The organism is Paenibacillus sp. Z3-2 (assembly GCF_054161325.1).
On the sequence record NZ_CP096397.1, the window covers coordinates 973,224 to 995,603 of the forward strand.

The following is a 22,380-nucleotide window of genomic DNA, read 5'->3' on the forward strand; positions in this document are numbered from 1 at the left end:
ACACCATTCCATATCCTTAGGAGGCATATATTAATATGAGAAAAGCATTTATCAGCCCAACCAAATATGTACAAGGCGAAGATGAGTTGTTGAACCTGGGTTACTTTGTTAAATCCTTCGGAGAATCAGCCTTACTGATTGCACATCCGGATGATGTACAGCGTGTAAAAGCGAAGCTCGATGCAACTGCTGAGAAATTCAATATTACGTTTGTTGAAAGCGGTTTTAAAGGGGAATGTTCCCGTGAGGAAGTTGCGCGTTTGCAAGAGATTGCAAAAGAAAAAGGATGTCACTCTACCATCGGTCTCGGTGGCGGTAAAGCGATCGATGCTGCCAAATGTGTAGCTGAAGGCGAAGCACTGATCATCTGCCCAACCATTGCAGCAACGGATGCACCGACAAGTCACTCTGCTGTATTGTACACACCGGAAGGTGCTTTTGATGACTATGCTTACTTCAAACAAAGCCCAAGTGTGGTTCTTGTCGATACAACGGTAATCGCCAACGCACCAACACGTTTCCTCGTATCCGGTATGGGAGATGCGCTCTCTACATACTTCGAAGCAAGAGCAACAGCGAAATCCTACTCCCGTGTAAACGCAAGTCTGCCAATGGGTTCCCGCGAAGGATATACCCCATCTGCAGTAGGGACGAATGCGGCACTTGCACTGGCAAAACTGTGTTATGAAATGCTGCTGACTGACGGTGCAAAAGCGAAAGTAGCCAGTGACAGCAACGTCGTGACACAAGCGCTGGAAAACATCGTTGAGACCAACATTCTGTTGTCTGGTCTTGGATTTGAAAGTGGCGGTCTGGCCGCAGCACATGCAATCCACAACGGTTTGACTGTTCTGGAGGGAACACATCACTTCTTCCACGGTGAAAAAGTATCCTTCGGTACGATCGCACAACTCGTGCTCGAAAATGCACCAACCGAAGAGCTGCACGAAGTCATGGACTTCTGTCTCGAAGTGGGACTGCCTATCAGCTTGGCGGACATTGGTGTAGACACCATTAGTCAGGAAGAGCTGTTGAAAGTTGCAGAGATCGCTTGTATTCCGGAAGAATCCATTCACGCGATGCCGTTCCCGATCACCGTTCCTGAAGTGGCTGCTGCCATTGCAGCGGCTGACCGCATGGGCCGTGAGTACAAAGCAACTCGCCGGGAGGCAAAATAATGAAGAAAATTATTAACCAAGCAGAACATGTTGTTATGGAAATGTGCAACGGAATTGCGCTCGCGCACCCGGAGCTGGAATTCCTGAAAAAATATAAAGTTATCAAGCGCAGAGAGATTCAGGCCGATAAAGTCAGCCTGATCAGTGGCGGCGGCAGTGGACATGAACCGGCTCACGCAGGTTATGTGGGGAGAGGCATGTTGGATGCAGCGGTATGTGGAGATGTGTTCGCATCTCCTTCCCAAATCCAGGTGTACCAAGCGATCAAGGCAACAGCCAGCAACAAGGGAACACTCTTGATCATCAAGAACTACAGCGGCGACATGATGAACTTCAAGAATGCAGCGCATCTGGCTGAAGAAGATGGCATCGACGTACAGTATGTGCGTGTTGAGGATGACATCGCTGTCCAAGACAGCTTGTATACCGTTGGACGTCGCGGCGTTGCCGGAACTGTACTGGTTCACAAGATAGCCGGAGCAGCAGCGGAAGAAGGCCGCAGTCTGGCCGATGTGAAATCCGCTGCTGAGAAAGCAGCTCAGAACGTTCGCAGTATTGGTTTTGGATTCACATCCTGTACCGTACCCGCCAAAGGCACGCCTACATTCGAGATTGCTGAAGATGAAATGGAATTCGGCGTAGGGATACATGGCGAGCCAGGAATTCGCCGGGAGAAGATCGTTTCTGCGGATGAATTGGCAGGGCGTATGGTCGAGGCGTTGCTCGCAGATATGAAGCTGGATACGGATGCTTCTGCTGAGATTGCCGTGCTTGTGAATGGTTTTGGCGCAACACCTTTGCAAGAACTGTACCTGCTCAACAATTCCGTTCAACGTGAGCTTGCCGGACATACAGGTCTGAAGGTCGCTACAACGTTTGTCGGCAACTACATGACAAGCATCGATATGGCGGGTGCGTCGGTTACGATCCTGAAACTGGATGATGAGCTGAAAACCCTGTTGTTCAAGGAAAGTGATACACCTGCGTTTAAAGTATCCGGTCCTCCAGTGGCACAAGTGGCGTATTCCGAGGCTCTTGAAGCTGTCGTGGGTGAAGACGCTCCGGTATCCTACGAAGTGGAGACGCCTGCAACATCTGCGGTGATTAGCAACAATCAATTCTCGTTGGACAACATCGTTTATCTGATCGATAAAATGGGCGAGATCATTATCAAGAATGAAGTACCATTCTGTGAACTGGATTCCCATGCGGGTGATGGCGATTTCGGTATGAGTGTGGCAAAAGGCTTCCGCCAGTTGAAACGCGAATGGAATCATATCATTAACGAAGATAAAAAAGATATCGGTTCATTCCTCGATGCATGTTCCTTGGTCATCATGGAATATTGTGGCGGCGCATCCGGCCCAATCTGGGGTTCGGCATTCCGTGCGGCTGGCAAAGCTGCAGGAGATAAACAGCAATTGAACGTTGCTGAATTTGCGGAGATGATCCATGCAGCTGTGCAAGGGATTCAGTCTACTGGAGAGCGTTCCTTCGGACGTGGTGCCGTTGTAGGCGACAAAACCTTGATCGATGCACTCGTTCCATGTGCCGATTCCTGGACGCAAAGTGCGGAGTCTGGAGATGACTTCAAAACCGCCTTTGCCAAAGGTGCAGCAGCAGCTGTTGAAGGTGCGAAGAAAACTGAAGATATCGTGGCACGTATGGGCCGTGCAGGTACCGTCGGCGATCGTAGTCTGGGCTACCCTGACGCTGGCGCGTATGCGCTGGGCGTTATTTTCACAGAACTGTCTGAGTCGATGAAATAATAGTGTTCTCGATGAGAAATATAAATTTATAAAGTGTTCTTACTGCAAAAGGAGTATCACATAGTGATACTTCTTTTTTTGTGGTAGAATGTCGTTTTTTATACATATAAACACATACAATTTAATATTTGTTTCATAATTTTTCCATGAAATTAACGATTAGGTATTGAAAATGCCTGCTAACTTGTTATAATGTAAACTATTGATATTGATAATCACTATCATTTGTTGCTGAGGAGGTATATGATACTGATTTTATCCAAATACAATAGGTTGCGTTTGAGTCAAAATTTTCTGAATTCTAGGGGGATATAAATGAAATGAAAAAGTCTATTTCTTCAAAATTAATGTTTATTATGGTTGCAGCTTTAACTCTGGTGTTGGCAGCATGTTCAAGTAATGAACCTGCTACTTCTGGTACTGCTAATACTGAGGCCGCAACTTCCGATGCTGCTACTGCAGCTACAACCGTTGAAATTACGGATGCTCATGGAACAGTGACTGTACCTGTAAATCCAACGAAGGTCGTTGCTCTGGATAACAGAACATTTGAGACTCTGTCAGCTTGGGGAGTCAAACTAGCAGCAGCGCCGAAGGATGTAATGCCAGCAGATTCACCATATGTGTCCGATGAATCGGTACAAAATATTGGAAATCATCGCGAACCAAATCTTGAACTATTGGCATCTATACAGCCTGACCTTGTCATTGTTGGTCAAAGATTTGCTGGCTTTTATGAAGACATCAAAAAATTAGTGCCTAATGCAGCAGTAATTGACCTTAATATTGAGCTTGAAGAAACTGCATCACCTGGAGAAAACTTTGTTAATGGTCTTAAAGATGCAACAACCAATCTAGGTAAAATTTTTGAAAAGCAAGAAGAAGCTACTCAATTGATTGCTGATTTTGATAAGGCTATTGAAGAAGCTAAGGCCGCTTATAACGGTGAAGATAAAATTATGAGTGTTGTCGTATCTGGTGGAAACATTGGTTTCTCGGCTCCTCTTACTGGACGCGTGTGGGGACCATTGTATGACATTTTCGGCTGGGTTCCGGCACTAGAAGTGGACAAATCTTCTTCTGATCATCAAGGTGATGATATTTCTGTTGAAGCGATCGCACAAAGCAATCCGGATTGGATTTTCGTACTGGATCGTGATGCAGCTGTATCTGCTGAAGAAGGTTCGGTTCCGGCTCAGGACGTTATTGATAACTCACCTGCTCTGCAAAACACCACTGCTATTACTAAAAAGCAACTGGTCTATGCTCCAAACGATACGTACACTAATGAATCTATCGAAACTTTCTTGGAGTTGATTAACAACCTTACGAAAGCTTTAGCTAAACAGTAAAAGGAGCATACTGCAGTGCTGAAAAATTTAATACCAAAAATAGCCGGGGTTGAGAATTCTCAACCCCAGCGTCATAATCACAAAAGGTTATGGACCCTGCCTTTTATCATTGCAATTATAGCCACTATTGTTTTAGGCGTTACATCACTGCTTATTGGAGTCTATGACATACGGGGACAAGCGGATGGAATGGAGATGTTTTTCATCACTCGTGTCCCAAGAACTGTTGCATTAATGCTTACCGGTGCCGCAATGGCCATGGCAGGCCTGGTCATGCAGCTTATTACACAGAATCGCTTGGTGGAACCGACCACAACAGGAACAATGGAATGGTCAGGTCTGGGGATCATGTTTATTTATCTGGTCTTTCCTGCCCCGAGTTTAACACTAAGAATGACCGGCGCAATCATTTTTTCTTTTATAGGAACGATGATTTTTTTTATGTTTCTAAAGAAAGTTAAACTCCGTTCGTCTTTAGTTGTCCCCATTATTGGGATGATGCTTGGAGCAGTCATTTCTGCATTTTCAACTTTCGTTGGGCTTGTATTCCAAATGACTCAAAATATCGAAAGCTGGTTTGCAGGCTCCTTTTCATCTGTGCAAATTGGCAGGTATGAATATCTCTGGCTCATTGTATTGGTGACTATTCTTATTTTTGTTTTTGCTGATCGGTTGACTTTAGCCGGACTAGGGGAAGATGTGGCTACCAGTCTTGGCGTAAATTATGACAGGATCATTCTTATGGGGACTGCGCTTATTTCACTAGCCGTTGGAATTGTTGCAGCTGTCATTGGGAACCTGCCTTTTCTTGGGTTAATTGTCCCAAATATCGTTTCCATGTTTAGAGGTGACGATCTCAGGAGCAATCTGCCATGGGTGTGCTTATTAGGGATGGGCAGCATCATTGTGTGTGATATCCTGTCTCGAGTCATTATCATGCCTTTTGAAATACCTGTCTCGATGATCCTTGGAACAGTGGGAGCCGTCGTATTTATTGTCATTTTGTTAAGACAAAGGAGGTCAACAAGGAGGGTAAGATGAGCGACTTAGCAAGTAGAAATCCACTAAATATCGAAATCGATTCTAGCCGTCGTCCTAAAAAAAGATCAGCTAGAGCTTTCCGTACCAAGAAAGAAGAAAAGCGTTATTGGATTTTGCTGATAACATTGATTGTTCTGGGCGTTTTTGCATCGATTGGACTGCTGATTTATAACAATCCGGTCCCGGTATCTTCTCCTTCTTTCATACCTGTCGTTACAAGAAGAGTAGTCGCTCTGGTTTCAATGCTCATCGCTGCAATTTGCCAAAGTTTATCTACGGTTGCCTTTCAATCGATTACGAATAATAAAATTATAACTCCGTCCCTTTTAGGTTTTGATGCTATTTATTCAACCATTCATACGAGTACTATATTTTTCCTTGGTGCTACGGTATTTGTGAATTTTAGCGGTGTTGATTCCTTTTTATATCAAGTTGCTGCAATGGTCATCATGTGTTTAATCCTCTATGGATGGTTGCTTTCCGGAAAATACGGCAATTTACAACTTCTACTTTTAGTCGGTATCATTATCGGGACCGGTCTGAGATCTGTATCCTCTTTTATGAGAAGACTTCTTGCACCGTCCGAATTTGATATTTTGCAGGCAAGAATGTTTGCTTCCGTGAATAATGCGGATTCTGCCTATTTCCCGATTGCGATTCCTATCGTCATCATTGCAGCAATCCTGCTACTTGCTAATGCCAAGAGGTTAAATGTACTGTCGCTGGGTAAGGATGTCTCGACTTCCTTGGGAACTAAACATCAAAGTAGTGTGATTTATACGCTGGTCCTGGTTTCCATTTTGATGGCCATTTCGACGGCTTTGGTTGGACCACTTACATTCTATGGATTTTTAGTTGCGATTTTGAGTTATCAGGCAGCGCAAACCTATGATCACAGATATGTTTTCCCAATGGCTCTTGCTATAGGGTTTGTGATCTTAACCGGTGCATACTTTATTATGAATCATGTCTTCAATGCCCAAGGTGTTGTTTCCATCATTATAGAATTGGTTGGCGGACTAACATTTTTAATTGTGATTTTAAGGAAGGGTTCTTTATGATACAGATCAATAATGTCAAAAAGTCCTATGCAGCCGAGGTAGAGATAGGCCCTTTGAATATTCATATACCCAAAGCCGGTCTTACTTCTTTAATTGGACCCAACGGTGCGGGGAAGTCGACGACACTTCTAATGATTGGAAGACTGTTGGATTTGGATGAAGGTCAAATTAAGGTTGCCAATATGGATGTTTCCACGACCAAGTCAAAAGACTTGGCTAAAATTGTAACGGTTTTACGACAAGAAAATCATTTTGTTACAAGGCTTACCGTTAGACAACTTGCTGGGTTTGGACGTTTTCCTTATTCTAAGGGAAGATTAACGGATGAGGATGAAGCTATTATATCTAAATATATTGATTTTCTAGACTTAACTGCTTTGGAAAATAGATATCTAGATGAACTTTCTGGTGGTCAAAGGCAAAGAGCCTATGTCGCAATGGTGTTGTGCCAAGAGACGGAATACGTACTTTTGGACGAGCCTCTAAACAACCTTGATGTTGCTCGTTCTGTTCGGATGATGGAGCATTTGAGATATGCTGCTAATGAATTTGGCAGAACCATTCTGACGGTTATGCATGATATCAATTTTGCCGCCAAATATTCAGATCGAATATGTGCGATGAAAGACGGACAAATCGCTGCTTTTGGAACAGTAAAAGAAGTGATGGACCCCGAAATTTTAACAGATATTTTTGAAACGAAAATTGAAATTATTGATGGACCTTACGGACCGATAGCGATCTATTAGATACAGGGCTTCATAAAAAGTTGTTTATTAAAACAGTTTTCAGAAAGTAGAGTGTTTAATCACTCTATTTTTTTTTTTTTTTGATAAAAGTCGAGCATACCCCGACCAGAAGCATCCCCCTGCAACGTTTCATTCTTGATCAGAAGGTATTTTCGCTCACAGAGCGTTCTTTTGGATATGAAGTGCGATCTTGTATGCCATAAACTGGATTGAGGGTTCCAGATAGTGTAATCTGGAGATTATGATAATCCATATGAACGAGAAGGGATTGGGATCATTAATGACGCAAAAAATCTATTATGACTCTGCTTACACACGGGAGTGGAATACACATATTACAGGCAGAGTGGACAAGGAAGACGGCGTATATGTCACACTGGCGGAGACTGCTTTTTACCCGCATGGGGGTGGACAACCTTGTGATCTGGGACAAATTGGTGGCATCGCTGTTCTGGATGTGAACATTGAAGATGGTGACGTGTGGCATAAGCTGGAACGCGCGCCTGAACAGACTGAAGTACATTGTGAGCTTGACTGGGAGCGAAGATTCGATCATATGCAGCAGCATACCGGACAGCATTTGTTATCGGCAATCACGCTCAAGCTGACGGAAGCGATGACGCTCAGTTTTCACCTCGGAGCGGAGTATGACACGATTGATGTGGCTGCGGCTGACCTGGGAGCGGATCAATTGACCGCCATTGAACAAGAGGTGAATCGCCAGATCTATCGTAACGCTCGTATCAACACTTCATGGGTTACAGCAGAAGAGGCCGCACAATTGCCACTGGTGAAGCAGCCTACGGTAACGGAAGACATTCGCATCGTCGAGATCGAGGGTGTGGAGTATAATGCTTGTGGCGGCACCCATGTGTCGGCGACAGGCGAGATCGGTATCATCAAACTGTTGAAAACCGAAAAAGTGAAGGGCGGCACCCGCATTTATTTCAAATGTGGAACAAGGGCGCTGAATGAATTCACATCCACACAAAATGTGCTCAATAGCATCATGGTGAAATTAAAGACCAGTAAGGACGAGTTATTGGAGCGCATTGAGAAAATGGAAATGGAGCAAAAACAGCTGCAAACCGAGCTGAATGCAGTGAAAACAACCAATGATGCCTATTATGCGGAGGAACTGCTGGCTGCTCGGCAAGGGCTGGTTATTGCTCAGGTCTTTGAAGACAAATCGCTGAAGGATATGCAGAGCCTGGCTACCAAGCTGACAGCAGAACATGAAGGGCTTGTACTGTTCGCCAGTATCTCGGAGGCCAAAGTTGTTCTCGCACAGAATGGACAACCGCCCGAATGGGCTTGTGGACCGTTCTTCAAAGGCAATCTTGGAGCCTACCAGGGCAAAGGTGGAGGCAGTGAAAAAATGGCTCAGGCAGGCTTTGCGAGCAGTGAAGATGCGCTTGCCTTTTATGAGTTCACCAAGGACCAGCTGGGACATCACTGATCTCCTTATTAAGATAAGAGACGGGTAACTAGTGTACGATCATGAGACAAGCACGCCACGTTGTGGCGTGTTTTTCATGATCAAGCGATCAGACCGTAGAGGAGGTGGAGGGATGACAGAACGAATTCTGTGTATACGGGAAGGGTGTGCAAATACCATTTTGCCAACAACGGCTGCTAGAACAGGTGGGTATTGCATGCCTTGCAAGCAGGAGTTGGAGCGTGAAGAGCGTCAGAGATACATTGAAGCGAATCGGCGTGACGTAAACTTGTATGCGGGCATCACAGACCCGGTTGAAGTTTTGAAAATCATGCACGAACCTCAGGTTCGCGATCCATTAATTCGCTATGTGCCATATGAACAATCCAAGGAACGGGTGTATCTGTCTTTGTCAGTTGAACAACAAGATGAGATGAAGGATTATGCGATGCAACGGATTCGTACAGGCGATGAAGATACCGGCAAAGATATTCTGCTGTATCTGGTCTGTTATCATGATGTATCGTTGACCGCCGAAATTCCTGAGTTGTTGGAACAGGAGATCTATTATCCGGCGATTTTATATAAAAGTGCCTCGGCAGAAGTGCGGAATCATCTTTTGCAGCAGGTGAACACCGATGACGAGAATCGTAACCATATTTTGCTCATACTGGCCTATATCGGTGACGATGTTGTTGTACAGCAGTTCAGGCAGTGGAGACAATCTCCGCCCTCCTGGGCGAGTGAGTTGTTCGTGACACCAGAGCATTACACCACGGAAGCTGGTTGGGAACTCACAAAAGACGGGCAACGCAGGGAATTATTCACCACGCCAAGTTATTCACTCTATAAAGTAAAAGAGAGTGAAGCAAATAAAGCGGCAATAACCGGAGATTCAATCTCAATGCTGACTCCGAGCACGAATTGCTGTCCATGGTGTGGTGGTATGTTAACGACCTTAATTAGTCTGGATGTTAAGCATCCAGTTCTGCAGGACGTGACTTGGCATGCCCAGCGACTTCAGATACAGACTTGCGTGATATGCAGCAGTTACGGTGTGGTTTACATGGAGATGGATGCAGCGGGGGAACCGTTATGGAGTTCACATAATGTCATGCCCTTGGGAGCGGACGACATTGACCCGGAGGACGATGTAAAACTTGCACCAGATGTGGGCCGACAGTTTCGGATTGCGAACGCACCACGTCATGCATTCCATGCCAGTGAGTGGGCGATGGAGCCATCGCTATCTCAGGTCGGTGGCCATCCGGGATGGGTTCAGGATGCGGAGTACCCAACATGTCCACGCTGTTCTACTCGATTGAAGGCTGTCGCACAACTGGATTGGGGCGAGGTCGAGGAATACGGTGAAGGAATGTACTACATGTTCATATGCGAGCCATGCCAGATGACCGCCGTAACCTATCAACAATCTTGATGGTGGAAGCTATGATAAGCCATTAACTTATCTATAGTACTACAAGACCAATTAGGTTGTAATGACAGTAGTATACAGACTATGACATAAAGAGGCATCCCGTAAGTTCTTGAACTTCATGGGATGCCTCTTTAATGTACGTCAGATTTTCCTACAATTCTGCAGATGCCTGCGTCAGCAGACCGCCCAGCCATTCATAATCGGGCGTATCCTTTTCCTTGATCTTGATCGTTTTACGTTCTTCCGGGCCTTCAAATATCCCATCGGGTAGATCGAGTCCGGTTGCATGGAAGATGGTGAAGGATACGGCCTGTTTGGATGGCGAGATGACCGCAGCGTAATTCCCGTTTTTCAGAAAATGAGGTTTCTTGTATTGCACGCGTTCCTGCACATCAGGGATGGAATCATGTACCAATTGCCGCAATTGATCAGCGACTTGAACTTGCCAGGGAATCTGAATCTGTTCAATAAACTCAGTGACTTCTGCATTCTTGGTCATCTTGGTTCACCCTCCGTATGGATCTGATTGTGTGCTTCCCATTCTGGTCTTAGAATTCCCATCATCAGGCGGTCGTAACGCTTACCATCACGGTATACAGCTGAGCGTGCCCGACCTTCCAACTGAAAACCAGCCTTCTCATAGGAACGGATTGCTTTGGCATTGTAGGCGATGACATCAAGGCCAACCCGGTCCAGGTTCATCTCATGGAATGCATATCGTAAAATAAGATTCAACGCTTCGGTGCCATATCCCTTGTTGCGATGTTCGGCAAGTCCGATGCCAATGGCAAGCTGCCCGCAGCGGTTATTCCACTCAATGCTGTGAATGACGACAAAACCAATCAGGGTATCGTCTTCATGCGTGCGAAGTCTGAAGTACACTTCCTTGTTCTTCGTATCTCCCTCATCTTCCAACTGTTTCTCCGAATAGGGGATGGCCATATCGGTATCCACATGCCGAAGATATTCCGGGTCTTCGTTCCAGAGCAGCATCGTTTGCACGTCTTCAGGACGTGGTGGCGTCATTTTCAATCGTGTGCTATAGAACAGGTTATCCGTTGTTAGTGTCATAGGCGTCTCCCTTTGTTGGTATGAATAGCCTCATCATACTGGAAATTATAGGTGAATCACAATAGCGTATTTCAGTGGATATAAGCAGCCTCTTGTCATGAAACCTAACATGGTAGTAATATGAAATAATCGATATACATTCAATGACAGATACAATAAAAATGTCGGCAGGAGTGATACGTTTTGGAGATCAAAGTGGATGATTTGAGTGGAATACAGGTTAAGGCGTTAATTGCAGAGCACTTGCAAGGGATGGTAGCCGATTCACCACCGGAGAGTATTCATGCGTTGAATCTGGATGGACTCAAGAAGCCTGAAATTACTTTCTGGTGTGCATGGGAAGGGGACGACTTACTCGGTTGCGGGGCTATCAAAGAACTTGATCCAGAGCATGCAGAGTTGAAGTCAATGCGTACCGCTTCGGCTCACTTGAGAAAAGGTGTAGCGAGGAAGATTTTGTCCCATATTATGAACGTTGCAGTAGAACGTGGTTATAAGCGAATCAGTCTGGAGACGGGCTCAATGGATTCATTCATCCCGGCACGGAAGTTGTATGAAGACTTCGGATTCGAATATTGCAAACCATTCGCAGATTATATTTTGGACCCGAACAGCGCGTTTATGACAAAGACAATCTAAATGGATTCGCATGAGAAACCGGTATTCTGTTGTTACAGAATGCTGGTTTTTTTATTTGCAACATATCACACATATTGAAGTTTGGAAAAAGAGTAGAATAAACTCAATGATGAAACCTGGACCATGCTATGAAAAGGGTGGAGGGAGTCGTGTATGATATATTGGTGGTTTGATCAGCTGGATTGTACACAGATTGCTTCATGCCATTGCGGGGTATAAAACATAGGTTATGTCCTTATACGTTTGGGATGAATTGGCCATAAGGAACTTCTGGGCTGATTGATGGACAATAGGGTATACTGGACATTATGTTTATGGAATTGTGCAAAAATATGAAACAAGACAGCATTATAGACGTTTTTTACATCAGGAGGACTTGAATTGGCTCAGACAGAAGGAACACTACAGAAGAAGCTTAAACCAAGACACATCAGTTTTATGGCTATGGGTGGTGTTATTGGAACGGGAATTTTCAAAGGCAGTGCAGAGACGATCGGACTCGCAGGTCCGGGCGTGATCGTCACGTACATTTTTGCCGGATTGTTGCTGCTGGTTGTTATGGCCGCGATGGCGGAGATGGCTACGGTGTACAAGAACAAAAATATGAAAGACTTCGTACAGGAAGCATTCGGAAGCAGAGTTTCCTTTGTTATGGGATGGATGTACTGCTTTCTATGGTTATCGGTGTGTGTCATTGAGGTGATTGCCGCCGGGAGCTTTTTGCAGTATTGGTTCAGTGAAGTACCGCTGTGGATGCTGAGTCTGGCTTGTGCAGCGTTTATTATACTGGTTAATCTGCTCAGTGTGGGTGTGTTCGGGGAATTTGAATTTTGGCTGGCCGGGATCAAAATCGCCATGATCATTATTTTTATTTTTCTGGGCGCAGGACTGATCTTTGGCATTATTCCAAGTGATAACACCCCTTATCTGCAAAATTATACGCAAGCAGGCGGGTTCTTCCCGAATGGATGGTCATCGATCTTCTCGGCACTGCTTGTGGTCATGTTCTCTTATGGGGGATCGGAGCTGATTGGTCTGACCCTGACCGAGACGGAAAATGCAGAAAAAGTCATGCCCAAAATCGTAGGCAATTTCATGCTCAGAATTATTCTGTTCTTCACCTTGCCGATTCTCATCATCTGTGGTCTCATTCCATGGAATGAGATTGGCCCGGAGAGCAGTCCGTTTGTACAGGTGCTCGCCTCCACGGGACTGCCGGGAGCGGCACACATTATGAACTTTATTTTGGTGACGGCGGTCCTATCTGCAGCAAACTCAGGGATCTACGGTGCATCCCGGATGATGCACTCCATGGCAGTGGGTGGGGAAGCGCCTAAGGCATTGTCGCAAACGAATCGCAACGGTAGTCCGGTTAATACATTGTTGGTCTGCGCAGTAGTCTTGCTCGCAGGTTCCATGCTTGGTCTGTTCGCGCAGGATCAACTGTTCCGTGTCTTGCTTGCGGTTCCGGGGTTTGTGGTGATGCTTGTATGGATCTGTATTGCCTCATCACAGCTAAAACTGCGGAAGAGATATCCGGTTCAACCGACATTCAAAGTCTGGGGATTTCCTTATATAACCGGAGTCGTCGTGTTGTGTCTCAGTGTCATTGCGGTCATGTTTGTGTTTGATGCAGGTAATCGGTTCAGCATTAGCATCTGTATTGCCGTGCTTGCGCTCCTGATTATCTGGTCCCTAATTCGATTCAGGAAGACGAATGGACGGACATTGTAGTATTGCTGACATTCAAATGCTATATAAGTTGAACTAAAGATTATTTACACTGACACTTCGATGACAGAATAACCTCTCCGTTATCGTGTAAATGATTAGTGCAACTTATATAGTTGACATTTATAAACATAAAACAGACCGTTCATATTGATGAGCGGTCTGTTTTATGTTTCATTCTCCACTCGCTGATCGCGGTGCGCTGTTACACTCCATTAGGAATCATACCGATAGCAGATGGCCTTGCCTTCAGTACCCTCAGAGCTGAATTCCGCATCTTCTACAATACCGAAACGTTCATATAACCGGATGGCGTTAACCATCTGACCGCCCGTATATAAGTACACCGTATTTTTGCCCATCTCTTTGGCAGAATCTACGCATTGCTGGAGCAATTCTCTGCCGATTCCGTGGCCTCTCCATTGTGGATCGACACCCAACAGCCGAATAAACGGATAATCAATTGGTAATTCAAAATTTGGATAAGCCTTGTGCGCGGTTTCGAATAATTGAACGGTCCCAACAATGTGATCCTCAATCTTGGCAATCCACAATTGTTTGAGATGAGGGTTGTCCAGAGACTCTCTAATGTCTTTCAGGTATGCTTCCCATCGATCATTTTGTTCAAATGTTTCCCGGTACTCGGCGTAACTTGCAACAAGGATATCAACAATCTCTGGATGGTCAGCCTCTGTGGCAGGTTGAATTGTAACGGCAGCCGTTGTCATCTTATAATTCCTCTTCTCTTATAGGTTAAGTGTGGGATATAGTTTTCTTGCATTTTATCATAATTGACTCCATCCGATTAATTCAAATTTTCATAGTTAACTCAGTCATTTCTATAGATCAAAGCGACTCAACGATTGAGCTGTGTAGAATACAGGTGATTGCGATATTCGGTTGGCGTATTGCCTTCGTATTGCTTGAACATGCGCAGGAACAGCTTGTAATCGGAGAAACCGCACTGTCCGGCAATTTCTTTTACACTGGCATTGGTATTCAGCAGCAACTGTTTCGCCCGACGAATTCGTTCTGTGAGGATATAGGTTTTGAGTCCAGTACCTTTCTCGCGTTTCACCATTTTGGAGATATAGTCTTTGTTAAAATTAAAATTTTCCGCAATCTGACTCACCGTAATGTTCGTATGCAGATGAATATCGACCCACTTGCAGATATGGTCCACAATCGCATTGTGGGGGCGATAATCCGTCTCAATATTACGCTCCAGCTCTCTGAACAACAATAGCAAAGCTGCGTCTGCTTCCTCCGGTGAAAAGGAGGACACATGCAGCAATTGCTTAAATAACTGATTGGCCAGGGAAGGCACCTGAATGGTGGCATGTGTCCTAAAGTGATTGAATTCAGCCTGAAAGGCATCATAGTGAACCCAGTAAAAGCTAACAGGTACGTCGCTGATCCGGTAGCCATAGTGGGTGCGACCAGCGCGCAGAAACAACAGATCGTTGGCACGAACCACATATTGTTCCTCTTCTTCCGCGATGTACATCTCACCTTCCAGCATCAAAATGATCTCGTGAACAGGCATGCTGCGTCTCATGTGGCTCCAGTTCCCTTCGGATATGAACTTGCCGCACAGGTAATGTTCCAGTAGCTTTTGCATAGGACGGATTTATCCACCTTTTCTTGGATTATGAGTCTGATGTAATTGTATTCTATTTGATAATATGAGGATATTCAAGCTCTACAGTGGTTTGAAGAGTATTAGTCATATGGATAATAAAACGGATTTTACCCCTCAAGAATGAATGGATAACTATATAAGTTGAACTAATCATTTACATGATAACGGAGAGGACAGAAAAAACCTGAAAAAGCGGAGCGTTCGCCTTTATCCCTGGATTTTCCCTTGAGAAAGGGGATCAAAAAAATCTGGGGATAACAGCGATTGGAAGGTTATTCTGTCATCGTAGTGTCAGTGTAAATAATCTTTAGTTCAACTTATCTAGTACATCCCGAGAAGGAGTGAATGTAATGATTGATACGAAAAAAGGATTTTTGGGACCGGAACATGTAGATCTGTTAAATGGTGTTTTTCAAACATCACAAGAGGTTGGGGAGCGTTACCTGTTATCGCTGGATATTGATCGATTTCTGGCTCCGTGCTTCGAAGCCCATGGGTTACCAGCCCGAAAAGAACGCTACGCGGGATGGGAGGCACGCACCATCAGCGGGCATTCCCTCGGACATTATCTGTCGGCGCTGGCTGTAACGTATCAGGCGACCGGGAATATCACGTTAAAAGAAACGTTGGATTATGCCGTTACCGAACTGGCGAGAATCCAGCAGACTACGGGGAGCGGATATATCGGCGGTTTGTCCGAAGAAGCATTCCACATCGCATTCCGCGCCGAACATATTGGTGGATTCAACATCGGTGAATACTGGGTTCCCTGGTATAGTGTGCACAAAATCTATCGTGGTCTGATTGACGCCTATAAACTGACGGGCAACGGACAGGCACTTGAGGTGGTGACTCGATTTGCAGATTGGGCAGTAGAAGGTTTGCTCCCGATGACAGAAGAACAGATGCAGACGATGCTTCAAAGTGAGCACGGGGGCATGAATGAAGTATTTGCACATTTGTATGGGATCACGGGCAAAGCCTTATACCTTGAGATCGCTAATAAATTCACTCATCAATTGATCCTTAGACCATTGGAACACAAGCAGGATGATCTTCAAGGCAGACACGCCAATACCCAGATTCCCAAAGTGATTGGTGCAGCCGAAATCTACAATCAGGATCACTCCCGTGAGAGTTACCGGACAGCGGCAGAATTTTTCTGGGATACAACCATTCATCATCGTTCCTACGTCTTTGGCGCGACGAGCATATCGGAGCATTATGAAGCGAAGGGTATGGAGAGTCTCGGGATCAAGACAGGAGAGAGCTGCTGTACCCACAACATGATGCATCTGACGAAACAACTTTTCGCCTGGAATCACGATAGCGCCTACATGGACTATTATGAAAACGCCATCTACAATCACATCCTGGGCACGCAGGACCCGGATACCGGGAACAAAACGTATTTTGCATCCACGCTGCAAGGTCACTACAAAATCTATGGTACACACGATACGGCCTGGTGGTGCTGTACAGGGTCAGGCATGGAGAACCCGGGCAAATATGCCGAGGCCATCTATTTCGAAGACGAGCATGACCTGTACGTCAACCTGTATATCGCTTCCCAGCTGGATTGGACGTCTCAGGGGATATCCCTGAAGCTCGAAACCGATTTTCCTTATTCGGAAAAGGTAACCCTGACGATCACCGGAGGCAGTGCCTCGGCCCATCTAAGACTACGCGTGCCCTCATGGCTGCAAGAGCCAATGACGGCAACCGTCAACGGGGATACGGAGCATCGGTATACACGGATGGAACCCGGCTATCTTTCCATCGACCGCACATGGACAGTGGGCGATGTCATTACCATCACACTGCCGATGTCACTCCGCCAGTATACCTCCCGGGATGATGCCCACAAAGTGGCCTTCCTCTACGGCCCGATTGTACTCGCCGGTGCACTCGGAAGCGAGGGTCTACCCGAGGACACCATCGTGGATGAAACAGCGCTGAATCCCAAGACCGCACCCGTACCTGTAATCTGGACGAAGCAGAAGCATGTACGAGAGTGGATCAAGGTCGTGGATGCAGGCACGTTAACATTTGAACTTAGCAAGGATGTCACTTCCACGGGCGAAGCCGTGAAGCTTGTTCCCTTCTATGATGTGCATCATGAGTTCTATACGGTGTATTGGCCGTTTAACGATGAAGGTGATGCACTTGAGAAAGAATTAAATGATATTACGATCGACAGGGTTCAGGCGGATGGTCAGCAGGATGAGATCGGACATCAACTGGATAGCAACTGCCGTGGGGAGCATCACAACGGGTCGTATACGGACAGTCGTAACAAGCTGCATATGTGGCGGGAGGCTTTTGGTGTCAGCGGGGCTTATTTCAGTTACCAACTGGCAGTGGATCGAACGGCATCCAATTATCTATGTGTGGCCTATTGGGGCGGAGATCATTCTCCATTTGAAAGGGAAGGTACGTTATATGATAGACGATTCAGCATTACCGTGGATGGAACTGTTATCGGAGAGCAGCGAATTCACATGAACAAAATCGGCGACGTATTTTATGTGACCTATGATATTCCTGATACCGTTACAGCGGGTAAAGATAGCGTTACAGTGGTGTTCCAAGCGTTGGGTGACAATGGCTGTGCTGGGAAAGTCGTAGAGGTACGCACCACGCGAAGCAAACCGGAATCCATCTTTTCGTGAAAAGAGGCGTTGTGTGAAAAGGCGCAAACACAATGGTATAATGAAAGCAAAAATACGGATTAGGTAAAAGAGGAGGTTGGAAGTGTGGCCAAACCAGATAATAAAGGTACGTATAGCTTTCAGGATTGGTTAACATGGGAGGGGTCATGGGAATTAATTAATGGCAAAGCCTTTAATATGTCTCCAGCGCCCACCTCATTGCACCAGTTTATTGTGGGTGAGCTGCACTTCTCCTTACGGACTTTTTTTCAAAATCGAAAATGTTTCGTGTTTGTAGCCCCTTTCGATGTGTATTTTAGCGAAAATGAACAATACGACGTACCAGATCAAGTTGTACAACCTGATCTATCTGTGGTGTGCACCAAAGACCAGATTTCCAAAAGTGGCTGCCACGGTGCGCCTTCTTTAATTATAGAGGTGTTATCGCCTTCAACTGCGTTAAAGGATTTTAACGAAAAATTTAACCTGTATCAGAAATATGGCGTGAATGAATACTGGATCGTTGATCCTGGCAATCAGACCGTCCATGTGTACACGCTGGAGGATGGCAGTTACCAGACCCGTCATCTGTATACAGAACAGGAAACGATTCAATCCGTCGTGTATCCTGACTTGCACATTCCGCTGGATTCGTTGTTTAAGCTTCGGTAGTGCACGATGTCAGCCAGCTGTACGTGTTACCCCGGCTCCATAGCCGGGGTATTTATTTTGCTCTTTTTTCAGACAAGTCTTATATAAAAAATGACACGCGTAGCTATTTTCCACGTATTACCTGATAACATTTCTTTTTCCACAAAATTTCCCTGCCAAGTTCCACGTTGTCCCTGAAAATATGAAATGGGATAAGCCCAAACCACGTATATTATGAGTATCCAAATATCCAATGTTATCCACCTGGGAGCGTTAACATCATGTACAATAAGATTAAGTTGATTAGGAAAATAACGACATGAAGCACCGAAATTAACATGAAAGGAGGTCAGATGATTGAACATGATCAAGTACATAAAATGGTTGGGGTTAATCTTCGGTATTGTGGCTGTGAATGTTCTGGCATTCTCACCCGGCTTTATCGGGCTGAATTTCGAGGAGGGTGCATTCACAACTGCGCTATCCGTTACCCTTCTGTTCGGCAGTGCAATGGCACTCTTATATGGCAGTTACACCTTGCTGTTCAGACAGCCGGTAGTCCTGCCCGTGAAGCATATCGAAACACATGAAGATTATGTGGAAGCATTATCTTTTTATAGACGCATCAAAGTTCTCGAAGAAGATATTACGCTGGGACTGTCCCAACTGAACCGGATGAAAAAGAAAAAAGAAACACTCCTGAACGTGCTTCATCAACGCTTTGATCCAGGGGAACTGAGCTACAAGAAATTCGCTTCGGTCACATTGGAAGTGGAGAAGCTGTTGTACCTGAACATCCGCAGTGTGTTGAACCGGTTGAATGTATTCGATGAAGCCGACTATGCCAACATGATGAAATCCAAGTCCTCCACACTTCCCCAGAAGCTTTTTCAGGAAAAAACAAAGGTATACAACGATTATCTGTCTTATGTGAAGAATTCGCTTCACACCAATGAGGAAATTTTGCTCAAGCTCGATCAGTTGTTATTGGAGATTTCACGCCTCGACAGCTTCGAAGCCGGAGATATTGAACAGATGCCTTGTATGCAGGAGATTGATCAGTTAATCAAGCACACCAAATTATACAGACAGTGAGGGGTTGCTCGTATGGCGAAGAAGGGAAAGTTTTTTTTCATATCGATTGTAATGCTGGTACTCGTATTCGGTCTGGTCTATGCAGGAATTACTTTAACATCGAACTTTGGCAAGTCGACGACACAGGTGAGCACAGAGAATGCAGGTAAAGCGCTTGGTGAATTGTACTCGGATATTGCGCCAGCAACGGCGGAACCGGTCAAAGGGCAGATTGATCTCGACCCGGTCGATGTGGCAGAATCACTTCCGGATATCTCGAAATTTCCGATTGCTGTAGAGAATACAACGAATGATTATGTCGAAATCTTCTCTTCCACAGAGAAGTCGGGCAGTGGGGTAGACGGCTGGTTAACCGAGGTGAGTGAGGAGTTCAACAAGGCCAATATTACCGTTGGTGGCACACAGGTATCGGTCAAAATTCGCAACATAGCCTCCGGTACGGCTACCGATTATATCAAGTCTGGCAAGTATATACCTGATGCATTTACACCCTCCAACGAACTGTGGGGCGAGATGGTTGAGGCCAGTGGGGTGAAGACCGAGATGGTGTCCGAGCGACTGGTCGGGAATGTTCCGGGGATTGTTATTTCGAAAGCCAAATATGACGCACTGGTTGATACGTACGGCTCCGTTAATGTGAAAACCGTAACCGAAGCGATTGCGAACAATGAACTCGCGATGGGATATACCGATCCGTTTGCCAGTTCTACAGGACTTAACTTCCTGGTGACCGCACTGAATACGTATGACAGTACCAATCCACTTGGCGAGAAGGCCATTGAAGGATTCGAAAAGTTCCAGACCAATGTGCCGTTTACCGCTTCAACAACGATTCAGATGCGGGAAGCTGCCAAGTCAGGCAGACTGGATGCCTTTGTACTCGAATACCAGACGTATATGAATACCGCTGATCTGAAGAGTGGTTACGTCTTTACACCATTTGGCGTGAGACATGACAGCCCGCTGTATGCATTGGGACAACTGCCACAGAACAAACAGGAGATTATCCAGAAATTCGCGGAATTCGTAACTCAGGCGAAGTACCAACAATCGGCGGAAGAGTTCGGTTTCAACGGGTTACAGGATTACAAATCCGAGCTGGCTACCGTGGATGGCGGAACGTTGCTGTCCGCACAGAAAGTATGGAAAGAGAAGAAGAACGGCAGCAAACCCATTGCCGCCGTGTTCGTGACGGACGTATCCGGAAGTATGGACGGCGAACCGCTTAACCGACTGAAGGAGTCCTTGCGCAAAGGTCAGAAGTATCTGGGCACAGAGAACAGTATTGGATTGGTTTCTTACTCCAGCGGGGTAACCGTGAATCTGCCAATTGCCAAGTATGATACGAACCAGCAGTCCATGTTTGTCGGAACCGTCGATAGTCTGCAAGCTGGTGGTGGTACGGCAACTTTTGATGGGATCGTAGTAGCAATGAAGATGCTGGAAGATTATATGGCTGCTAATCCGAACGTGAAGCCGTTGATTTTTGTCTTGAGTGATGGCGAGACCAACGAAGGTCATACCCTCAAGGATATCCGGGATCTGGTCGAGACGTACAAAGTGCCGATCTATACGATTGGATACAACGCGGACATCAAAGCTTTGGAGAGCATCTCCAGCATTAACGAAGCGGCAAGCATCAATGCCGATACCGACGATGTCGTGTACAAGATCGGTAACCTGTTTAACGTACAGATGTAATCTAAAGGGGGAACTGCAGATGTCATTTTCAATGGAAATACCGAGCCAGAAGGAAATTCAGAAGGTGATTGAGGAAGAGGTGAAACCCGTGCCCGCCGAGGTCGCGGAGCTCCAACAAGTGGCGAATGCCAACGTAGAGATGATCATGACACTGGATCTTGAATCCCTGGAGAAACGCAAAGAGATTCTGCAATCCATTGACGGCTTTGGCATGAACACGATGAGATCCTCCTCTGAGAAAAACGCCTTGCTTCAAGTCTCCGTTGGACATCTGTCCAAGACAGGAGACGAGGGCGGTCAGGTCGCCAAAGGCTTGACCGAGCTGCATATGCAACTGAAGGATCTCGACCCGAGCGTGGTCGATTTCGCCAAGACCGGTTTCCTCGGGAAATTGTTCAATCCGCTTCGCGCTTATTTCCTGAAATACCAAAAGGCTGATACAGTCATCGCTGACATCGTAACCTCCTTGGATAAGGGCAGATCCACACTCCGAAACGATAATACAACGCTGGAGATTGAGCAACAGAATCTGAGAGAGCTCACCAAGCGATTGCAAAAGGAAATCCAGCTTGGTGTGCTTATGGATGAATCCATCGACGCCCAGATTGAAGCGGCGAAGGTCCGCAATGAGGACCCCGAGAAAGTTCGTTTCATCACGGAAGAAGTGCTGTTCCCGCTCCGCCAACGGGTCATGGATCTGCAGCAGATGTTGGTTGTGAACCAGCAGGGTATCATGGCGATTGAAGTAGTCATCCGCAATAACAAGGAACTGATCCGAGGGGTAGACCGGGCGAAGAATGTAACCATCTCGGCACTGAAAATTGCCGTTACTGTAGCGAGTGCTCTGTATAATCAGAAGATTGTATTGCAGAAGATTGAATTGCTGAACCAGACGACCAATGATCTGATTGCAGGTACTTCCAAGATGCTCAAGGATCAGGGGATTGCCATCCAAAAGCAAGCGTATGAAGCCAGCATCTCCGTGGATACGATGAAACAGGCGTTCACCGATGTGTTGTCTGCGCTTGACTCCATCAGTCTTTATAAGCAGGAAGCTCTACCAAGAATGCGCGAGACGATTAACCAGTTCCGTGAACTTGCGGATACTGGCGAGCAGCAGATTCAGCGGTTGGAGAAAGGGCAGAAGTTGGGGCTGTAATCAGAAAGAGTGAG

General features: G+C 45.9%; 19 protein-coding genes. 15 read left to right on the top strand and 4 right to left on the bottom strand.

Features of this window, described 5'->3' with window-relative positions; all coding sequences use genetic code 11:
* Nucleotides 1–35: 35 nt before the first annotated feature.
* The 8 genes from M1D71_RS04225 (at nt 36) to M1D71_RS04260 (ending at nt 10,026) form a co-directional block, all read left to right on the top strand.
* Nucleotides 36–1,178: a glycerol dehydrogenase gene (locus M1D71_RS04225; RefSeq protein ID WP_458125382.1), complete on the top strand. Its 1,143-nt coding sequence runs from the start codon at nt 36–38 to the stop codon at nt 1,176–1,178.
* Complete coding sequence (gene dhaK, locus M1D71_RS04230; protein WP_458125383.1) at nt 1,178–2,947, top strand: dihydroxyacetone kinase subunit DhaK; 1,770 nt, start codon at nt 1,178–1,180, stop codon at nt 2,945–2,947. Before M1D71_RS04225 ends, dhaK begins: the two co-directional genes overlap by 1 nt.
* A gap of 320 nt (nt 2,948–3,267) precedes the next feature.
* A complete protein-coding gene (locus tag M1D71_RS04235; RefSeq protein WP_458125384.1) occupies nt 3,268–4,299 on the top strand; it encodes a siderophore ABC transporter substrate-binding protein in 1,032 nt (343 codons plus the stop codon).
* Between the two features lie 30 nt (nt 4,300–4,329).
* Nucleotides 4,330–5,340, top strand: a complete 1,011-nt coding sequence (locus M1D71_RS04240) for an ABC transporter permease (RefSeq protein WP_458127156.1) — start codon at nt 4,330–4,332, stop codon at nt 5,338–5,340.
* A complete protein-coding gene (locus M1D71_RS04245) occupies nt 5,337–6,401 on the top strand; it encodes an iron chelate uptake ABC transporter family permease subunit (RefSeq protein ID WP_458125385.1) in 1,065 nt (354 codons plus the stop codon). Before M1D71_RS04240 ends, M1D71_RS04245 begins: the two co-directional genes overlap by 4 nt.
* A complete protein-coding gene (locus tag M1D71_RS04250) occupies nt 6,398–7,150 on the top strand; it encodes an iron ABC transporter ATP-binding protein (RefSeq protein WP_145321180.1) in 753 nt (250 codons plus the stop codon). The genes M1D71_RS04245 and M1D71_RS04250 overlap by 4 nt, the downstream gene beginning before the upstream one ends.
* A 280-nt stretch (nt 7,151–7,430) precedes the next feature.
* On the top strand, nt 7,431–8,609 hold the full coding sequence (locus M1D71_RS04255) for an alanyl-tRNA editing protein (RefSeq protein WP_458127157.1): 1,179 nt from the start codon (nt 7,431–7,433) through the stop codon (nt 8,607–8,609).
* A gap of 112 nt (nt 8,610–8,721) precedes the next feature.
* Entirely contained in the window at nt 8,722–10,026 is a 1,305-nt protein-coding gene (locus M1D71_RS04260; RefSeq protein ID WP_458125386.1) for a DUF1963 domain-containing protein, read from the top strand.
* Between the two features lie 151 nt (nt 10,027–10,177).
* Here the strand turns inward: M1D71_RS04260 and M1D71_RS04265 are convergent, their stop codons facing one another.
* Both M1D71_RS04265 and M1D71_RS04270 read right to left on the bottom strand, forming a co-directional pair.
* Nucleotides 10,178–10,525 (bottom strand): DUF1801 domain-containing protein, encoded by a 348-nt coding sequence (locus M1D71_RS04265; protein ID WP_458125387.1) that lies wholly within the window; start codon nt 10,523–10,525, stop codon nt 10,178–10,180.
* Nucleotides 10,522–11,097 (bottom strand): GNAT family N-acetyltransferase, encoded by a 576-nt coding sequence (locus M1D71_RS04270; RefSeq protein ID WP_458125388.1) that lies wholly within the window; start codon nt 11,095–11,097, stop codon nt 10,522–10,524. Before M1D71_RS04270 ends, M1D71_RS04265 begins: the two co-directional genes overlap by 4 nt.
* 183 nt (nt 11,098–11,280) lie before the next feature.
* Here M1D71_RS04270 and M1D71_RS04275 point away from each other — a divergent pair, with 183 nt between their 5' ends.
* Together M1D71_RS04275 and M1D71_RS04280 are read left to right on the top strand one after the other, a co-directional pair.
* Nucleotides 11,281–11,736 carry a GNAT family N-acetyltransferase gene (locus M1D71_RS04275; protein ID WP_458125389.1) on the top strand — a complete coding sequence of 152 codons (456 nt, stop codon included), beginning with the start codon at nt 11,281–11,283 and terminating at the stop codon, nt 11,734–11,736.
* Nucleotides 11,737–12,174: 438 nt separating this feature from the next.
* Complete coding sequence (locus tag M1D71_RS04280) at nt 12,175–13,470, top strand: amino acid permease (RefSeq protein ID WP_458127158.1); 1,296 nt, start codon at nt 12,175–12,177, stop codon at nt 13,468–13,470.
* Nucleotides 13,471–13,682: 212 nt separating this feature from the next.
* On the opposite strand, the gene M1D71_RS04285 is transcribed toward M1D71_RS04280, so the two are convergent.
* Together M1D71_RS04285 and M1D71_RS04290 are read right to left on the bottom strand one after the other, a co-directional pair.
* Entirely contained in the window at nt 13,683–14,195 is a 513-nt protein-coding gene (locus tag M1D71_RS04285; protein ID WP_458125390.1) for a GNAT family N-acetyltransferase, read from the bottom strand.
* Nucleotides 14,196–14,323: 128 nt separating this feature from the next.
* On the bottom strand, nt 14,324–15,088 hold the full coding sequence (locus tag M1D71_RS04290; protein ID WP_458125391.1) for an AraC family transcriptional regulator: 765 nt from the start codon (nt 15,086–15,088) through the stop codon (nt 14,324–14,326).
* Nucleotides 15,089–15,459: 371 nt separating this feature from the next.
* Here M1D71_RS04290 and M1D71_RS04295 point away from each other — a divergent pair, with 371 nt between their 5' ends.
* From M1D71_RS04295 to M1D71_RS04315, 5 genes are all read left to right on the top strand, one after another.
* On the top strand, nt 15,460–17,781 hold the full coding sequence (locus tag M1D71_RS04295) for a beta-L-arabinofuranosidase domain-containing protein (RefSeq protein ID WP_458125392.1): 2,322 nt from the start codon (nt 15,460–15,462) through the stop codon (nt 17,779–17,781).
* An 84-nt stretch (nt 17,782–17,865) separates the two neighbouring features.
* Complete coding sequence (locus tag M1D71_RS04300) at nt 17,866–18,432, top strand: Uma2 family endonuclease (protein WP_458125393.1); 567 nt, start codon at nt 17,866–17,868, stop codon at nt 18,430–18,432.
* Nucleotides 18,433–18,774: 342 nt separating this feature from the next.
* Nucleotides 18,775–19,506, top strand: coding sequence for a hypothetical protein (locus M1D71_RS04305; RefSeq protein WP_458127159.1), 732 nt, complete (start codon nt 18,775–18,777; stop codon nt 19,504–19,506).
* Between the two features lie 12 nt (nt 19,507–19,518).
* Nucleotides 19,519–21,207 (top strand): VWA domain-containing protein, encoded by a 1,689-nt coding sequence (locus M1D71_RS04310; RefSeq protein WP_458125394.1) that lies wholly within the window; start codon nt 19,519–19,521, stop codon nt 21,205–21,207.
* 19 nt (nt 21,208–21,226) lie between these two features.
* Nucleotides 21,227–22,366, top strand: a complete 1,140-nt coding sequence (locus M1D71_RS04315) for a toxic anion resistance protein (protein ID WP_458125395.1) — start codon at nt 21,227–21,229, stop codon at nt 22,364–22,366.
* The last annotated feature ends 14 nt before the right edge of the window (nt 22,367–22,380 follow it).

Bases quoted from the DNA above. Each gene is read 5' to 3' on its own strand.
- M1D71_RS04280 (WP_458127158.1), top strand. From the start codon at position 12,175: ATGGCTATGGGTGGTGTTATTGGAACGGGAATTTTCAAAGGCAGTGCA.
- M1D71_RS04235 (WP_458125384.1), top strand. From the start codon at position 3,268: ATGAAAAAGTCTATTTCTTCAAAATTAATGTTTATTATGGTTGCAGCT.
- M1D71_RS04290 (WP_458125391.1), bottom strand. From the start codon at position 15,088: ATGCAAAAGCTACTGGAACATTACCTGTGCGGCAAGTTCATATCCGAA.
- M1D71_RS04265 (WP_458125387.1), bottom strand. From the start codon at position 10,525: ATGACCAAGAATGCAGAAGTCACTGAGTTTATTGAACAGATTCAGATT.
- M1D71_RS04250 (WP_145321180.1), top strand. From the start codon at position 6,398: ATGATACAGATCAATAATGTCAAAAAGTCCTATGCAGCCGAGGTAGAG.
- M1D71_RS04295 (WP_458125392.1), top strand. From the start codon at position 15,460: ATGATTGATACGAAAAAAGGATTTTTGGGACCGGAACATGTAGATCTG.
- M1D71_RS04285 (WP_458125390.1), bottom strand. From the start codon at position 14,195: ATGACAACGGCTGCCGTTACAATTCAACCTGCCACAGAGGCTGACCAT.
- M1D71_RS04270 (WP_458125388.1), bottom strand. From the start codon at position 11,097: ATGACACTAACAACGGATAACCTGTTCTATAGCACACGATTGAAAATG.
- M1D71_RS04260 (WP_458125386.1), top strand. From the start codon at position 8,722: ATGACAGAACGAATTCTGTGTATACGGGAAGGGTGTGCAAATACCATT.
- M1D71_RS04255 (WP_458127157.1), top strand. From the start codon at position 7,431: ATGACGCAAAAAATCTATTATGACTCTGCTTACACACGGGAGTGGAAT.
- M1D71_RS04225 (WP_458125382.1), top strand. From the start codon at position 36: ATGAGAAAAGCATTTATCAGCCCAACCAAATATGTACAAGGCGAAGAT.
- M1D71_RS04245 (WP_458125385.1), top strand. From the start codon at position 5,337: ATGAGCGACTTAGCAAGTAGAAATCCACTAAATATCGAAATCGATTCT.
- M1D71_RS04310 (WP_458125394.1), top strand. From the start codon at position 19,519: ATGGCGAAGAAGGGAAAGTTTTTTTTCATATCGATTGTAATGCTGGTA.
- M1D71_RS04305 (WP_458127159.1), top strand. From the start codon at position 18,775: ATGATCAAGTACATAAAATGGTTGGGGTTAATCTTCGGTATTGTGGCT.
- dhaK (WP_458125383.1), top strand. From the start codon at position 1,178: ATGAAGAAAATTATTAACCAAGCAGAACATGTTGTTATGGAAATGTGC.
- M1D71_RS04315 (WP_458125395.1), top strand. From the start codon at position 21,227: ATGTCATTTTCAATGGAAATACCGAGCCAGAAGGAAATTCAGAAGGTG.